Source organism: Bifidobacterium criceti (assembly GCF_002286935.1).
Taxonomy (GTDB): Bacteria; Actinomycetota; Actinomycetes; order Actinomycetales; family Bifidobacteriaceae; genus Bifidobacterium; species Bifidobacterium criceti.
Window position 1 is genome coordinate 233,192 of record NZ_MVOH01000006.1, and the last position, 14,916, is coordinate 248,107.

Annotated in this window: 12 protein-coding genes; 3 read left to right on the plus strand and 9 right to left on the minus strand. The window is 65.3% G+C overall.

All coding sequences use genetic code 11. The features are described 5' to 3' along the window. Positions 1-341 precede the first annotated feature (341 nt). Positions 342-866: an NAD(P)H-dependent oxidoreductase gene (locus B1526_RS02690; protein WP_095614560.1), complete on the minus strand. Its 525-nt coding sequence runs from the start codon at positions 864-866 to the stop codon at positions 342-344. A 225-nt stretch (positions 867-1,091) separates the two neighbouring features. On the opposite strand from B1526_RS02690, the gene B1526_RS02695 reads away from it, so the two are divergent. The 3 genes from B1526_RS02695 to B1526_RS02705 all read left to right on the plus strand — a co-directional run bounded on the left by B1526_RS02695 (position 1,092) and on the right by B1526_RS02705 (position 5,454). Then, the gene (locus B1526_RS02695; protein ID WP_095614561.1) at positions 1,092-2,390 is read left to right on the plus strand and encodes an O-acetylhomoserine aminocarboxypropyltransferase/cysteine synthase family protein; all 1,299 of its coding nucleotides are present in this window, start codon (positions 1,092-1,094) and stop codon (positions 2,388-2,390) included. Positions 2,391-2,570: 180 nt separating this feature from the next. Continuing rightward, positions 2,571-4,247 carry an energy-dependent translational throttle protein EttA gene (ettA, locus tag B1526_RS02700; protein ID WP_095614562.1) on the plus strand — a complete coding sequence of 559 codons (1,677 nt, stop codon included), beginning with the start codon at positions 2,571-2,573 and terminating at the stop codon, positions 4,245-4,247. A gap of 277 nt (positions 4,248-4,524) precedes the next feature. Beyond that, positions 4,525-5,454 (plus strand): acyl-CoA thioesterase, encoded by a 930-nt coding sequence (locus B1526_RS02705; protein ID WP_095614708.1) that lies wholly within the window; start codon positions 4,525-4,527, stop codon positions 5,452-5,454. Positions 5,455-5,484: 30 nt separating this feature from the next. Here the strand turns inward: B1526_RS02705 and B1526_RS02710 are convergent, their stop codons facing one another. The 8 genes from B1526_RS02710 to B1526_RS02745 form a co-directional block, all read right to left on the minus strand. Beyond that, positions 5,485-6,033: a DUF3180 domain-containing protein gene (locus B1526_RS02710; protein ID WP_235606999.1), complete on the minus strand. Its 549-nt coding sequence runs from the start codon at positions 6,031-6,033 to the stop codon at positions 5,485-5,487. A gap of 23 nt (positions 6,034-6,056) precedes the next feature. Beyond that, positions 6,057-6,944: a hypothetical protein gene (locus tag B1526_RS02715; RefSeq protein WP_095614564.1), complete on the minus strand. Its 888-nt coding sequence runs from the start codon at positions 6,942-6,944 to the stop codon at positions 6,057-6,059. A gap of 101 nt (positions 6,945-7,045) precedes the next feature. After that, entirely contained in the window at positions 7,046-9,136 is a 2,091-nt protein-coding gene (gene ftsH / locus B1526_RS02720; RefSeq protein ID WP_095614565.1) for an ATP-dependent zinc metalloprotease FtsH, read from the minus strand. Further along, the gene (gene hpt, locus B1526_RS02725) at positions 9,133-9,696 is read right to left on the minus strand and encodes a hypoxanthine phosphoribosyltransferase (protein ID WP_095614566.1); all 564 of its coding nucleotides are present in this window, start codon (positions 9,694-9,696) and stop codon (positions 9,133-9,135) included. The genes ftsH and hpt overlap by 4 nt, the downstream gene beginning before the upstream one ends. Further along, on the minus strand, positions 9,659-10,786 hold the full coding sequence (gene tilS, locus B1526_RS02730; protein ID WP_095614567.1) for a tRNA lysidine(34) synthetase TilS: 1,128 nt from the start codon (positions 10,784-10,786) through the stop codon (positions 9,659-9,661). Before tilS ends, hpt begins: the two co-directional genes overlap by 38 nt. A 3-nt stretch (positions 10,787-10,789) precedes the next feature. After that, positions 10,790-12,262 carry a D-alanyl-D-alanine carboxypeptidase/D-alanyl-D-alanine-endopeptidase gene (locus B1526_RS02735; protein ID WP_095614568.1) on the minus strand — a complete coding sequence of 491 codons (1,473 nt, stop codon included), beginning with the start codon at positions 12,260-12,262 and terminating at the stop codon, positions 10,790-10,792. Between the two features lie 29 nt (positions 12,263-12,291). Beyond that, the gene (locus B1526_RS02740) at positions 12,292-14,004 is read right to left on the minus strand and encodes an ABC transporter permease (RefSeq protein WP_162287921.1); all 1,713 of its coding nucleotides are present in this window, start codon (positions 14,002-14,004) and stop codon (positions 12,292-12,294) included. A gap of 2 nt (positions 14,005-14,006) precedes the next feature. Further along, entirely contained in the window at positions 14,007-14,888 is an 882-nt protein-coding gene (locus B1526_RS02745; RefSeq protein WP_407640983.1) for an ABC transporter ATP-binding protein, read from the minus strand. Positions 14,889-14,916 lie beyond the last annotated feature (28 nt).

A 14,916-nucleotide genomic window follows, 5' to 3' on the forward strand; every position in this document is an offset into this window, starting at 1 on the left:
CACGCAACGACTGCGATGACAACGACATCCGACGGCAACGGACGATGAAAAGGCGCGCAGGTCGGCCCCCTCACGATGCCGTCCCCGCCGCGCGTCGCGACCCGCTCACCCGCCCTTCCGTCCGCCCCACCCATATGAGCTGCGCATGCAGCTCACTTCCATTGTGCGGCAACGGTTTTCCGCCACAACCGGCGTTCGCGGAAACCTCACAAGACATTCACGAATATCACGATACAATACAACATCAATCGTTGCGCATATCGCAATCAATGGTCATCGTATGATGTCGACATCCATGTTCATAGGTGGACGTTTCGATGTGCGGACGGCGGACGATGCGCTCACGCGCGCAGCCACGCGACGAAATCGTCCGCGACTTGCGCGAGCGCATCGTCATCGATCGTCTTCGACGAGCCGTGCACGATGAACGGATCCTCATATTCGAGACCAAGGTAGCGCGCGGTGATGCGGTACGGCAGCAGCAGCGCGTCCATCGTCGCGCCATGCTTGCCGTCGGCCGTGTACATGTCGCGCGCACCGCCCGTCGTCACGGCGAGCAGCATCGTCTTGCCGGCGAGTGCATCGCCGCCGCCATACGCCCACCCCGGCGTGAACACGGCGTCCTCCCACTGTTTCATCAGTGCGGGCGCGCTGTACCAATAGAACGGGAAGAGGAACGCGAGCCGGTCGCAGCGTTCGCATACGCGGTGCTCCTCGTCGACGTCGATGGCGAAATCCGGATACAACGCGTACATGTCGCGCACGATGACGGCATCGTCCGCCTCGCGCGCCGCGCGCTCCATGAGTGTGCGGTTGACCTTCGACTGTGCGAGACGGTCGTGGAACACCATAAGCGACGTCGTCATCGGACACCTCCTGATTCGCGCACCCCACTACGCAACGGACGTCCGCACACAGTGTGGGACACCCGTTGCGCCGCGCGGCGCGGCCATGATGTAATACGTGATGTCCAAATCTACCCCGGCATCCGGTACAGCACAACGAGACCCAGGCATCCGGCGAGGGGCGCCGCGCAGCGCGGCACACACCAACGCGGCGCACAGCGCCGATAGCGAACAGAAGGAGCAAGCATGGCAGCAGCACCGCTCGGCAACGAACACGAGGACACAATCTGCGTACAGGGCGGCTACCAGCCCGGCAACGGCGAATCGCGCACGCCGCCGATCATCCAGGCGACGACGTTCAAATACACGTCGAGCGAACAGATGAGCCGCCTGTTCGACCTGTCCGAATCCGGCTACTTCTACACGCGTCTGCAGAACCCGACGAACGACACCGTCGCCGCGAAGATCTGCGCGATGGAAGGCGGCGCGGCGGCGATGCTCACGTCGAGCGGACAGGCGGCGAACTTCTTCGCATTGTTCAACATCTGCAACGAAGGCGACCACATCGTCGCATCGAGCGCGATCTACGGCGGCACGTTCAACCTCATCAACGTGACGATGCGCAAGATGGGCATCACGTGCACGTTCGTCTCGCCCGACTGTTCCGACGAGGAGCTCGAAGCCGCGTTCCAACCGAACACGAAGGCCGTCTTCGGCGAATCGATCGCGAACCCCGCGCTCATCGTCCTCGATTTCGAGAAGTTCGCGCACGCCGCGCACGCGCACGGTGTGCCGCTCATCGTCGACAACACGTTCCCGACGCCGATCAACTGCCAACCGTTCCGCTACGGCGTCGACATCGTGACGCACGCGACGACGAAGTACATGGACGGCCACGGCTCGTGCGTCGGCGGCGCGATCGTCGACTCCGGCAACTTCGATTGGCTCGCGCACGCCGAGAAGTTCCCGGGGATGTGCACGCCCGACGATTCCTACCATGGCGTCGTCTACGCGAAGGACTTCGGCAAGGCCGCATTCATCACGAAGGCGACCGCGCAGCTCATGCGCGACTTCGGCTCGACGCCGGCCCCGATCAACTCGTGGATCATGGGCATGCACCTCGAATCGCTCGGTGTACGCATCGAGCGCCACTGCGCGAACGCACGCAAGGTCGCGGCGTTCCTCGAGGACGACCCGCGCATCTCGTGGGTGAGCTGCCCCGAACTGCCCGGCGACAAATATCATGCGCTCGCCGAGAAGTACATGCCGGACGGCACATGCGGCGTCATCTCGTTCGGCGTGCCCGGCGGCCGCGACAAGGTGTCCGCGTTCCTTGACCATCTCCAGATGATCTCGATCGCGACGCATGTCGCCGACGCGCGCAGCTGCGTGCTCTACCCGGCCGGCACGACGCACCGCCAGCTCACCGAGGAGCAGCTCGACGAGGCAGGCGTCGGCATCGACCTCGTGCGCCTGAGCTGCGGCATCGAGAACGCCGACGACATCATCGCCGACATCCGCCAGGCGCTCGACGCGGCGCTGTGACGAGGGACACCCCCCGACATTGCACTGATCGTGGCCGTATTCCCGGGTTTTTCCGGGAATACGGCCACGTCGTATGCGGTAGTACGGTGCTGTAGACCGCTTTTGGAATAATGGTCATGCATTTTGTGACCGCTTCGATTTTCCCAACGAAGCAAGACGGACAACGGAACGGATTCAACCTTGGCTGAGTTTATCTATCAGATGATTAACGCCCGTAAGGCGTATGGAGACCGCGTGATCCTCGACAACGTCACGCTGAGCTTCCTTCCGGGCGCGAAGATCGGCGTCGTCGGCCCGAACGGCATGGGCAAGTCGACATTGCTCAAGATCATGGCGGGGCTCGATACGGTGAGCAACGGCGAAGCGTCGCTCACGCCCGGCTACAGCGTCGGCATCCTCCAGCAGGAGCCGCCGCTCGATGATGACAAGACCGTCGGCGAGAACATCAAGATGGCGTTCGGCGACATCGCACAGAAGGTCGCCCGGTTCAACGAGATCGGCGAGGAGATGGCGAACCCGGACGCCGACTTCGACGCACTGATGGAGGAAATGGGCAAGCTGCAGACCGAGATCGACGCGGCGAACGGCTGGGACCTCGACTCGCAGCTCGAACAGGCGATGGACGCGCTGCAGTGCCCCGACCCGGACACGCCGGTCTCGGTATGCTCGGGTGGCGAACGCCGCCGCGTCGCACTGTGCAAGCTGCTGCTTGAGGCGCCCGACCTGCTGCTGCTCGACGAGCCTACGAACCACCTCGACGCCGAATCGATCCTGTGGCTTGAGAAGTTCCTGCACCAGTACCCCGGCGCCGTCATCGCCGTCACGCACGACCGCTACTTCATGGACAACGTCGCGGAATGGATTTGCGAAGTCGACCGCGGCCAGCTCTACCCGTACAAGGGCAACTACTCGACGTATCTCGAGACGAAGGCGAAGCGCATGGAGATCCAGGGCGCGAAGGACGCGAAGCTCGCGAAGCGCCTCAAGAACGAACTCGAATGGGTCCGCTCGTCGCCGAAGGCACGTCAGGCGAAGAACAAGGCGCGTCTCGAACGCTACGACCAGATGGAGCAGGAGGCGCGCAATTCGAAGAAGCTCGACTTCTCCGAGATCCAGATCCCGCCGGGACCGCGTCTGGGTTCGACGGTCCTCGAAGCCGAGCACATCCACAAGGCGTTCGGCGACCGTGTGCTCATCGACGACCTGAGTTTCACATTGCCACGCAACGGCATCGTCGGCGTCATCGGCCCGAACGGCGTCGGCAAGTCGACGCTCTTCAAGACGATCGTCGGCCTCGAACCGCTTTCGGGCGGCGACCTCAAGATCGGCGAGACCGTCAAGATCAGCTACGTCGACCAGAACCGCGCGGGCCTCGACCCGAACAAGAACCTGTGGGAGGCGGTCTCCGACGGCAACGACTTCATCGAGGTCGGCGGCGTCGAAGTGCCGACGCGCGCCTATGTCGCGAGCTTCGGTTTCAAGGGATCCGACCAGCAGAAGCTCACCGGTGTGTTGTCCGGCGGCGAGCGCAACCGCCTCAACCTCGCGCTCACGCTCAAGCAGGGCGGCAACCTGCTGCTGCTCGACGAGCCGACGAACGATCTGGACGTCGAGACGCTCGAAAGCCTCGAGAACGCGCTCATCGAGTTCCCGGGCTGCGCCGTCGTGATCTCGCACGACCGTTGGTTCCTCGACCGCATCGCGACGCACATCCTCGCGTGGGAGGGCGATGACGAGAACCCGGCGCGCTGGTACTGGTTCGAAGGCAACTTCCAGTCGTACCAGGAGAACAAGATCGCAAGGCTCGGCGAGGAGGCGGCGCGCCCGCACCGCCTGCACCGCAAGCTCACGCGCTGACATCCGCCCAGCAACGGACAGGCTGCAACGGCCCCCCGTGCGTCCGGCTTGGTCGCAATCCGCGACCAGTCCGGACGCGCGGGGGGCCGTTTTCCGTCCGCTTTCCCCACCACTTGCACGCATTCCGGACACGGAGCGTCAAATACGCCGAGCGTAACAATTCGAGGCACGTTCTTAACACGCCGTTGCTAGATTGCAAGAAGTCAACGCAATCGCCCGCGCATCGGGCGCCACCCATGACGCGGACAAGCGCCGCGCATCGCAGAAAGGACACCGCATGCCGTCGGACACCACCCCACTCCAGCATCTGATCAATGTGCTGAGCCTTGGCGAGCCATCCGCATACCGTGACCACACCTACATCAGCGGCGAAAGCATGTATTTCCCGACCGGCCGCGTCTACGGCGGCCAGGTCATCGCCCAGTCGCTCGTCGCCGCGTCGAAGACGGTCCCCGAAGGGCGCGAGCCGCATTCGATCCACGGGTATTTCATCGCGCCGGGCGACATCCACGAGGACCTGCTGTTCGACGTCGAGAACCTGCGTGACGGCCATTCGTTCTCCGCGCGCCGCGTCAACGTGACGCAGTCGCAGGGTCCGATCCTCACGGCGATCGCGAGTTTCCAGCAGCCAGGGCAGCCGGGCGTCGCCTACGCCGATCCGATGCCGGCCGATATCCCCGAACCCGAGACGCTCACGAGTTCGAAGGAGCTCATGGCGCCGTACGCCGACAAGTCGAGCTTCGCGAAATACTATGCGCAGAAGTCCCCGTTCGACATCCGCTACGTCTCCCAACCAATCCTGCTCGGTCCGGACAAGGACAGCGCGGCGCAGGACAGCGGCAAGCAGCTCGTCTGGATGCGCGCGGACGGCACATGCGACGTCTCTCAGACGATGCACCGTGCGATCCTTGCGCTCGGCTGTGATCAGATCATGCTCGAACCGATCCTGCGCCGCGCGGGTCTCACCGTCATGACGCCGGGCATCTCGTTCGCGTCGATCGACCATTCGATGTGGTGGTACCGTGACATCGACGTGACCGATTGGCATCTGTACGTGCAAGACACGCCCACGGCCGGTCATGGGCGCGGCCTGTCGACGGCAAAGGTCTACCGCCGTGACGGCACGCTCGTCGCCGCGATCGTGCAGGAGGCGATGGTGCGCGTCCCGCAGGAGCAGGAGCAGGAGCAGGAGCAGGAGCAGCAGTAAGCCGCGGGCGCGGGCGTCCGACGGCGCCCGTCAGCGCCTGTCGGACGTGGCTCCGTCATCGGCGTCCCATGCGACGCCACGGTCGCGGTCGCCACGGTCCATCTTCATCCGTTTCATCTTCTTCATCTTCGGGTTCTCCGGGCCTTCCGACGGCGGCAGCTGGCAGAAGCCTTCGGCGATGATGCCACACACCATGTCGATGAGGCTCGCGACACATGCGACCGCGCATTCGATGACGATTGTGCGGTAGTACGGCGCCTGGACGCGGCCGACGACCATGAGCAGCTCCCCCGCATACCATCCGAGAAGCACGGCGCCCGCAAGAGCGAGCGCCTTCGCGAGGATGAGCGTGTCGACGGCGCGTTCGGGCGTGACCGTCTTGAGTTCGACGCGTTTGCGCGGCTCGGTCGTCGTGTACCGGCGCACCTGCCATGCGGCGACGAGCACACCGACGCCGAACACGATGAGGACCGCGGAGACGAACCATGGCAGTCCGAGGAGCGACACATGGTGACGTTCCTCGATTGATGCCGTCACCGTTCCACCGCATACGCCGATGATGATTGCGAGGACGTACACCCACCACCGTATGCGATGCGCCCTCATTGTTTCCCCCCGATGATCCAATGGTCCGATTCGAGCCCCGCGAACGGCGCGTCGGGTGCGCTCGCGAGCAGGAACGCGAGTGGGTCGCCGTGGAACGTCGCATCAGGGTCCATATCCATCCACGGTGCGAGGATCGCGGCACGGTTGCCCGCACCGCCGTCGTCGATACGTGCACGTTCGCGTTCGTCCACGCCGTCGATGTCGATGATATGCAATGCGACGTCGCCGTCGTGGGCGCGCGACGCCGCGTTGAGGAACGCGGTCAACGCCGCGACGTCCATCGTCGTGCCGAGTGTGACGACGGCGGTGCGTGTGTCGTTTCCGTCCGCCGTCATCGCATGGTAAAGCGGTGAGATGCCGTCGATTTGGGTGTTTGGGGCGGCGTCGAGCGCGACGATGACATCGCGGAAGAGGCGTGCCGCGTGTGGTGAGGCGCTTTCCATCGACACGACGGCGGCATGCGGCTGCGGCGCAGCCCCGCCGGCTGTGTCGTGTGTGACATGTGCTGCCGTTGTGCTCATGTGGGTGTCCGCCGCACGCGGATCAGGTGACGCCTCCCCCGCATGCGCGTGCCAGCTCACGCTTGCGCATGGTGCGTCCTCTCGTGCCGCATCGAGTGTGAGCGTCACGGACACCGTGTCCGCTTCCGTGTGCCGACGTGCGGTCTCGGCGACTGCTTCGGCGATCATCGCGCCGGTCTCGCCGTCATGTGCGGTGGCCGTCTCGATGACGCATCCGACGAGTGACGACGCTGATGCGCGCGGGACGAGACCGCCATGTACCTCGACGTCGATGACGGCGCGTGCGGCGCCATCGAAGGGGTCGTCGACGATGTCGACCGCGCCGGGGCACACCCCGTGGCATGTGAGCGTGCGAAGGCCCATGTTCGTTCCTTCCTTCCGATACCTGTTGCAGACCACCCGGAACAGGACAGGCCCGGGCTTGTCGCGCCGGGCCTGTGGCGGGGACCGATTCGTCCGGTCCCTCAGAACTGCTGCTGCGGGATGCCCGCCGATTTCTTGAGCGATTCGGGAATCGGGACCGGAGGCACATCCGAATCGGGACGGTTCGGGTTGCTGAGCCAGACGGGGCGTTCCGGGGCCATCTTGAGCCCGGAGAAAATCTCCTTGAGCTCCTTCTCGTTGAGTGTCTGCTTGACGAGCAGACGGCGCACAAGTTCGTCGAGGATCTCACGGTTGTCGGTGAGGATCTGCCACGCCTCCTGATGCGCGGTCTCGATGAGGTCGAGCACCTGCTCGTCGATCATCTCGGCCGTCGCGTTCGAATAGTTGCGTGGACGCAGCCCGTCGAGGCCCTGGTCGTCGTCGGAGTCGATCCATTTGACGGCCCCGAGCTGCGAGGACAGGCCATATTCGCCGACCATGTGGCGCGCGATGTTCGTCGCCTTCTCGATGTCGTTCGACGCGCCCGTCGTCGGATCATGGAAGACGATCTCCTCGGCCGTGCGTCCGCCCATCGCGTACGCCATCTGGTCGAGCAGTTCGTTGCGCGACTGCGAATAACGGTCCTCGGTCGGCATGACGGCCGTATAGCCGAGCGCGCGGCCTCGTGGCAGGATCGTGACTTTCGTGACCGGGTCGGTGTTGTGCAACGCGGCGGCGACGAGCGCATGGCCGCCCTCATGGTAGGCGGTGTTGCGCAGTTCGTCGAGCGCCATGCCGCGCGTACGGCGGCGAGGGCCGCTCATGACGCGGTCGATCGCCTCGTCGATCGCGCGGTTGTCGATGAGCTGGGCGCCGACGCGTGCGCACAGGAGCGCCGCTTCGTTGAGCACGTTCGCGAGGTCGGCGCCGGTGAAGCCCGGCGTGCGCACGGCGATCGCGTGCAGGTCGATGTCCGGGACGAACGGCTTGCCCTTCGCATGCACCTTGAGGATCTCCTCACGGCCTTCGAGGTCCGGGGCCTCGACGGCGACCTGGCGGTCGAAGCGCCCCGGGCGCAGCAGCGCCGGGTCGAGCACGTCGGGGCGGTTCGTCGCGGCGATGATGATGAGGTTCGTGTCGTTGTCGAAACCGTCCATCTCGACGAGCAGCTGGTTGAGCGTCTGCTCGCGCTCGTCATGGCCGCCGCCCATGCCGGAGCCGCGCTTGCGGCCGACGGCGTCGATCTCGTCGATGAAGATGATCGCCGGGGCGTTCTTCTTCGCCTCGTCGAACAGGTCACGCACACGCGACGCGCCAAGGCCGACGAACATCTCGACGAAGTCGGAACCCGCCATCGAATAGAACGGCACACCCGCCTCGCCGGCGATCGCGCGCGCGAGGAGCGTCTTGCCGGTGCCCGGAGGGCCATAGAGCAGCACGCCGCGCGGGATGCGCGCGCCAAGCGCCTTGTACTTCGCCGGGTCCTTGAGGAAGTCCTTGATCTCCTCGACCTCCTGCACGGCGGCCTCCTCGCCGGCCACATCCGAGAACTTCGTCTTCGGGATCTGGCCGTCGGCGAGCTTGCCTGCGTTCTTCTTGCCACCCATGCCGAGCATGCCGCTCGTGCTGCTCATGCGGCTCATCAGGAACCAGCCGAATCCGAGGATGAGCAGGATCGGCAGCAGTGACGTGAGCATGTAGGTGAGCGCACCCTGCGTCTTGATCGTCGCCGTCCAGCCGTTCGCCGGCTTCGCGTTCTCGACGGCCTTGACGATGTCCGCGTCCTGCGACGTCGCGAAGTAGAACTGCACATCGGTGCCGTAGTTGCGGTCGTTGCCGGAGTTCGGGTCCTTGCCCGAATACGCGTCCTTGAGCTTGAGCTCGACGAGGTTCTGGTTGTCGACGATCGTCGCGTTCGTGATGTTCGACGCGTTGTTCTTGAGGATCGCGAGGCCCTGTTCGGTCGTGATCGTCTTCGCGCCGCCGGACATCGAGAAGAACACGATGACGAGCGCTACAAGCGCGATGATCGTGCCCCAGAACCACGGCGAGCGCCATGCGCTCTTCGGACCGTTCGGATTGTTGCCGTCACCCGCATTGTTCGGGTCGGACGGGTTGAACGGGTTCGGGCGGTTGCCCGGCGACCCGTTGCGGTTGCCGCGTGGCTGTTGCGGCCCCTGCGGGATGCTCATGCCTGCTCTCCTTCGTATACTTCCGGTTTCAACACCGCGATCGAATCAAGGTTCCTGTACCGTTCGTCATAATCAAGTCCGAAACCGACGACGAACTCGTCCGGGATCACGAATCCCTTGTATTTCACATCCAATTGCACCTGGTGACGCGCCGGTTTCTCCAGCAGCGCGAAGATCTCGACCGAAGCCGCGCCGCGCCGTTTGAGTTCGTCGACGAGCCATTTGAGCGTGAGTCCCGAATCGATGATGTCCTCGACGATGAGCACGTCGCGGCCGCATACATCGGCCGACAGGTCCTGGCGCACGGTGATGGTGCCGCTGCTCACGGTGCCCGCCCCATAGCTCGACAGACTCATGTAGTCCATTTCAAGTGGAATCGACATCGCCTGAGAGAACGCCACCATCGTATTGGCCGCGCCTTTGAGCACGCATACGAGCAGCGGCGTGCGGCCGCGGTAGTCTTCGCTCGCGCGCGCTGCGGTCTCGGTGATCTTCCCCATGATCTGCTCATGGCTCAGGAGCTCATGATCGATCTCGTTCTCTATGTCGACGATTTGCATGCGTTACATCTTCGCACACCTCAATGACGTGTTTCTTACGATTCGCTGTACGTTTTCTGGGAAGTCGCACCGCCTGCTGCCCGTGCCAATGCGAGACGAGCGCCTCGACGGCGTCGACGTGGCGTTTGCCGCTTCCGGGTGCGCATATTGAGAGCGTGCGCGCGACGACGCGGAACCGCAGCGCCGCGTCCTCGGCCGCGAGCGCGCGCGCGTCGATGCACGCGTGGGGCGCGCCGTCATCATCGTATGCGATCGTGACGGTGCGCGCGAACACGTCGTCGGCGCGAGCGTCGAGATAGTCGACGTCGCGGCGCGCGATGGCGGCGCCGTCGGCGAGCATCGCGACCATGTCGCGTCCGGCGAACGCGTTGAGATACGGCAGCAACGTATGCCGTATGCGTGAACGCAGCGGGAAATGCGCGGGAAGCGCTTCACCGGCGGCGAAGGCGTCGCCGTTCGTCGGATCGTCCCACCAGTCGAGGTCGAGGTCCTCGCATATCGATGTCGTCGCCGCGCGCGTCACGCCGAGGAAGGGGCGCACGAACCGCACACCGTCGACACATTGCCCGGGCGGCATCCCGGCGAGCGCGTCGACGCCACCCGAACGGATGAGGTCGATGAGGACGCTTTCCGCTTGGTCGTCTTTCGTATGCGCAAGCAGCACGGCTGTTGCACCGAGGCGGCGTGCCTCGTCGACGAGCGCCGCATACCGCGCGTCGCGGGCGGCGGCTTCGGCGCCCTGTCCGCGTTCCTCGACCTGTACGGCGCGCACAACACACGGATCGGCGCCAAGCGCCGCGCATTGTGCGGCGGCGCGTGCCGCGGTCTCGGCCGAGCCGGGTTGCATGCCGTGGTCGACGACGACGGCGCCACAGCGCACACCCCACGCCGCGCACGCCGTATCGGCGACGGCCATGAGCGCGAGGGAATCACGTCCTCCCGAGCATGCGACGAGCACGAGCGGCGCGTCGGGCGCCGGCTCGTGTTCGCCATGCCGTGCGAAACGCGCGTCCTGGACGCCGATGCCCAAGGCTGTCAGACTGCGGCGCACGGCGCCGATCGCGTGTTTCATCGCCGCTGAATACGCCATCGCCTACAGCTCCGCCAATGTGCAGACGAATGCGTCGATCGCGCCGCGCGCCGCGGTCATGTCGTCCGGGTTGTTGATGATAACCGCGAATACGGCGACACCGCCGTTCGTGCGCGAGATGTTGCCGGCCATCGATGTCACGGTGCCGAGGCTGCCGGTCTTGACACGCATGAGGCCGGCCGCCGACGGCTTCGCGAGACGCGTGGCGGCCGTGCCGACGAGGCCCGGGACCGAAAGCCCTTCGGCCGCGGCCGGGGCGACGCCGACCTCGATGTTGCGCAATTGCACATCGGCGAGCGTCGTTACGCTCACGCGCGACCCCGGGGAAAGCCCCGAGCAATCGGCCATGACAAGGCTGTCGGTGGGCACGCCGAGTTCCTTGAGACGTCCTTCGACGGCCTTGACGGCGCCCGCAGGCGAATTGCCGGTATTCGCATGCAACGCGAGAAGACGTCCGAACTCCTCGGCGAGCGTGTTGTCGGAATGCTGCAGCATGAAGCGCATGACGGCGCTGAGCGTCGCCGACGTGACCGACGCGAGCGGCGTACGGTGTTCCGGCACCTGGGCCTGCCGCGGCTTGTCCGCGTTGTCGACTCCGATGCCGGCTTCGGTGAGACGCGCCGCGAATACGGTCGCCGCGTCACGCGCCGGCGTCTGCGAGAGCGTCGGATAGTCGGCGAACATATCCGGGTCGGCGGCCGCCGCGCCGCCACGCATCCTGCCGCCGTCGACGGCGATCGACGAGACGGCCGTGTAATAGAGGTTGTCCGGGTTGTTCTCGGCGATATGCACCGGATGGCGTTCCTCGCCGAACAATGTGTCATCGTAGGCTACATGGACGTTCGTGATGCCGCGCTTGGCGAGCGCCTTCGCCGTGTCCGCGGCGAGCGTGCCAAGCCCCGCACGGCCGTTGACATGGTGGGGGTCGCTCGCGCCCGCGCCGAGCAGCATGTCGCCGTCGCCTTTGAGGATAAGCGTGTCCGCCCCATCCTGTTCGTGCACGAGATACGTGGATGTCGTGAACGTCGATCCCATGTCGAGCGTCGATGCCGCGGCGAGCGCCGTCAGCGTCTTCATCGTCGAAGCCGGTTCGCGCGCGGTACCCGCGGCGCTCGCCGCGGCCGTCGTGCCGTCCGGCTGCAGCACGATGACGGAGATGTCGTCGCCGACGCCTTTCGTGCGTGCGAGCGTGTCGATCGCCGCGGACGCCTTGCCGGCGTCGATCATGCGCGTGAGGTCGGCGTCGGCGGCAAGTGTCGCACTGCGGTACGACGTCCGAGGCGCCTCGGCCCGTGGCTCGTCGACCGGCGCGAACGTGAGCGCGCCATCGACGAGTCCGAACCCGTCGGCGAACACATAGCCGACGGCGAGCGCGATCGAGGCGAGCGCGGAGACGGTGACGAGGACGATGCGGCGTATGCGCTTGGACCGGTGGCGTCTGCGTTGCGCCTCGGTCAGTTCGTCATCCACGCGCATGTCCCCTTTCCGGCCAAGTGGTCAAAGCCTCACTGTTGGAGCGCCGCGAAATCGTCGAGAGTCCTGAGGACTTTGAGTTCGCGGCGCCCCAACAGCTTAGCGCCTAGCCATGTACCAAGCCAGAGCGCCGCTACGCCGTTGGCGAGCGCGACGGGGATGAGCACCGGGTACCACGTGTGTAGCACGCCGCCGATGCCGAGGCCGACGATGACGGCGACCGTCGGGAGCATGACGACGACGAAGAGCAGCATCTGCAGCAGCGGGATGAACATCTGCGCGGCGCCGCGTCCCTGTGGTGTGCTGAACGGCTTGTCGAGCGACGGCGTCGGATACATGAGGACCGGGTTGACCGTCTCGGCGACGCCGATCGTCGCGAGGACCCATGAGAAGCCGCATATGCCGAACGTGACACCGAGCAGCCAATCCGACGGTGTGCGCCAGCAACCCGAGCACACCATCGCAAGCACGAACAGGACGAACGCGCCGATGCCGCCGACGAGCACATACGCGCGGGCGCGGCCACGGCGGTCGTCGATCGCACGCGTGCCGCATATGACCTCCATCGCGAAGCCGCAGCCATCGTATGCCAATCCGTTCGCCTCGGACATCGCGAACATCATGCAGCCGAGCATCATGCCTGTCCACACATACCACGATCCAATCTGACGTCCCATGACGGCGAAGATAATGACGATGAGGACCGGCATGACGAACAGGACCGATTGGCGCGGGTCACGGCGCAACATGCACAGCAGGCGCGCGCTCACGGCGCCGGAAGGCGAATCGGGCATCCTCTCGAACATGCCGATGCCCTTCTCGGCCTTGCCGCCGCTCACCGCGTCGGCGTGCGTGCGCGCATAGCGCAGGCACCACATCGTGAGCCAGTAGCACGCCGCGCATGTCGCGGCGATGATGAGCATGTGGAGCGCGAAACGTCCCCAAGCGCCGGCCGCGGCGTCAAACGGCAGCATGAACGGCGCGCCGAACGGCGTCCAGCCGAATGCCGAGGCGATCGCCGTCAGGTTCGCGACGCTGAACGCGGTGGCGAATGCATCCGGGGAATCGAACGAGGCGACCGTCATGCTCGGTATTTCAGCGATGACGATGATAAGCACCATCATGATGATGTAGAACAGGTTCTTGCCGGTCTGTGAACGCACAAGGACGCTGAAGAGCGAAAGCGTCGCTTTCGACAACAATGTCGCCGTGATGATGACGGCGAACGCGGAGAGCACGGCCGCGGCGACGGCCGCAGCGCCAAGCCTCAGATAGGCGGGGGCGAACAACAGCAGGCTCGCGAGGACCGTCAGGCCGGCGGGCCCCGCGATGCCGGCGGCGATGAGCCCCGTCGTCAGACGCCGGTCGTCAATGCCGTAGATCGCGAAGTTGTCGGGCGTCATCGTCGAATTCTCGCCGACGATCATGAGCTGAATGAGGATCGCGAACACGATTGCGAACGAACCGCCGAGCGGCATCGCGATGCGCAGGACGACGCCGACGAGCGGATCGGCCTGCATGCCGAGCACGATGCCGCCGACGAGCGCGGAGATGACGCATCCGGCGGCGATGATCACCGTGACGATGAACCCGACGAGCTGCCAGACGGAGCGGCGCATCGTGCCGGTCGTGATCGCCCAACGCAGACGCACGAACGTGCCGATCGCGACGGGCGCCATCGGATTTTGCGCGACCGGAGCCGACGTTGCGGACCTATCGCCGCTTGCGGTTGAAGGTGTCGCCACGCTCATTGTGTGCCGCCTTGTGCATCCTGGGACTGTTCGCCGTTCGCGCCGCCGTCGAGCCATGCGATGCGCGCGGCGCCATGTCGGCCACCGACGAGCTGCAGGAAGCGTTCCTCGAGGTCCTCGCCCGCGGCGACCTCGTCGACAGGACCGGCAGCGACGACCTGGCCGCGGTTGATGACGGCGACATGCGTGCACATGCGTTCGACGAGCGCCATGACATGCGACGAGATGATGACAGTGCCGCCCGTCGCGACGTATTCGACGAGGATGTCCTTGATGTTCGCGCTCGAAATCGGGTCGACGGCTTCGAACGGCTCATCGAGCACAAGGATGCGCGGGCTGTGGATCATCGCCGTCGCAAGACAGATTTTCTTCGTCATGCCGGCCGAATAGTCACGCACCATGACGTTCGCCGATTCGGTCAGGTCGAACGCCGCGAGCAGGTCGTTGCCGCGCGCGGACGCCTCGGCGCGGCCCATGCCGCGCAGCATGCCCGCGTAAACAAGCAGCTGCATGCCGGTGAGCGTCGTGAAGATCTCGTCGGCCTGCGGCATGAGCCCGATGAGGCGCTTTGCGCGCGCCGTATCCATCCACACATCGTGTCCGAGGATCGTCGCGACGCCGGCGTCGGGCACGAGCATGCCGGTGAACATGGTGATCGTCGTCGTCTTGCCGGCGCCGTTGGGGCCGACGAGCCCATAGAACGAGCCGACGGGGATGTCGAGCGACAGGCCGTTGACGGCGACTTTCTCATCGAAGCGTTTGAACAGGCCACGCATCGAGACGGCCATATGCGGATCGGGCGCGAACAGGCGCGCGTCCGGCGCGGGCTGCATCGCCTGCGCAGGCGCAGGCGTCGGGGATGTTGAGGGTATTGTCATGGTTGCCACGCTATTGCACACGCCCAGG

What these genes read in the sequence shown, in the direction of transcription:
- B1526_RS02690 (WP_095614560.1), bottom strand. Translation starts at nt 866, where the DNA reads ATGACGACGTCGCTTATGGTGTTCCACGACCGTCTCGCACAGTCGAAG.
- B1526_RS02695 (WP_095614561.1), top strand. Translation starts at nt 1,092, where the DNA reads ATGGCAGCAGCACCGCTCGGCAACGAACACGAGGACACAATCTGCGTA.
- B1526_RS02705 (WP_095614708.1), top strand. Translation starts at nt 4,525, where the DNA reads ATGCCGTCGGACACCACCCCACTCCAGCATCTGATCAATGTGCTGAGC.
- B1526_RS02715 (WP_095614564.1), bottom strand. Translation starts at nt 6,944, where the DNA reads ATGGGCCTTCGCACGCTCACATGCCACGGGGTGTGCCCCGGCGCGGTC.
- ftsH (WP_095614565.1), bottom strand. Translation starts at nt 9,136, where the DNA reads ATGAGCATCCCGCAGGGGCCGCAACAGCCACGCGGCAACCGCAACGGG.
- hpt (WP_095614566.1), bottom strand. Translation starts at nt 9,696, where the DNA reads ATGCAAATCGTCGACATAGAGAACGAGATCGATCATGAGCTCCTGAGC.
- tilS (WP_095614567.1), bottom strand. Translation starts at nt 10,786, where the DNA reads ATGGCGTATTCAGCGGCGATGAAACACGCGATCGGCGCCGTGCGCCGC.
- B1526_RS02735 (WP_095614568.1), bottom strand. Translation starts at nt 12,262, where the DNA reads ATGCGCGTGGATGACGAACTGACCGAGGCGCAACGCAGACGCCACCGG.
- B1526_RS02745 (WP_407640983.1), bottom strand. Translation starts at nt 14,888, where the DNA reads ATGACAATACCCTCAACATCCCCGACGCCTGCGCCTGCGCAGGCGATG.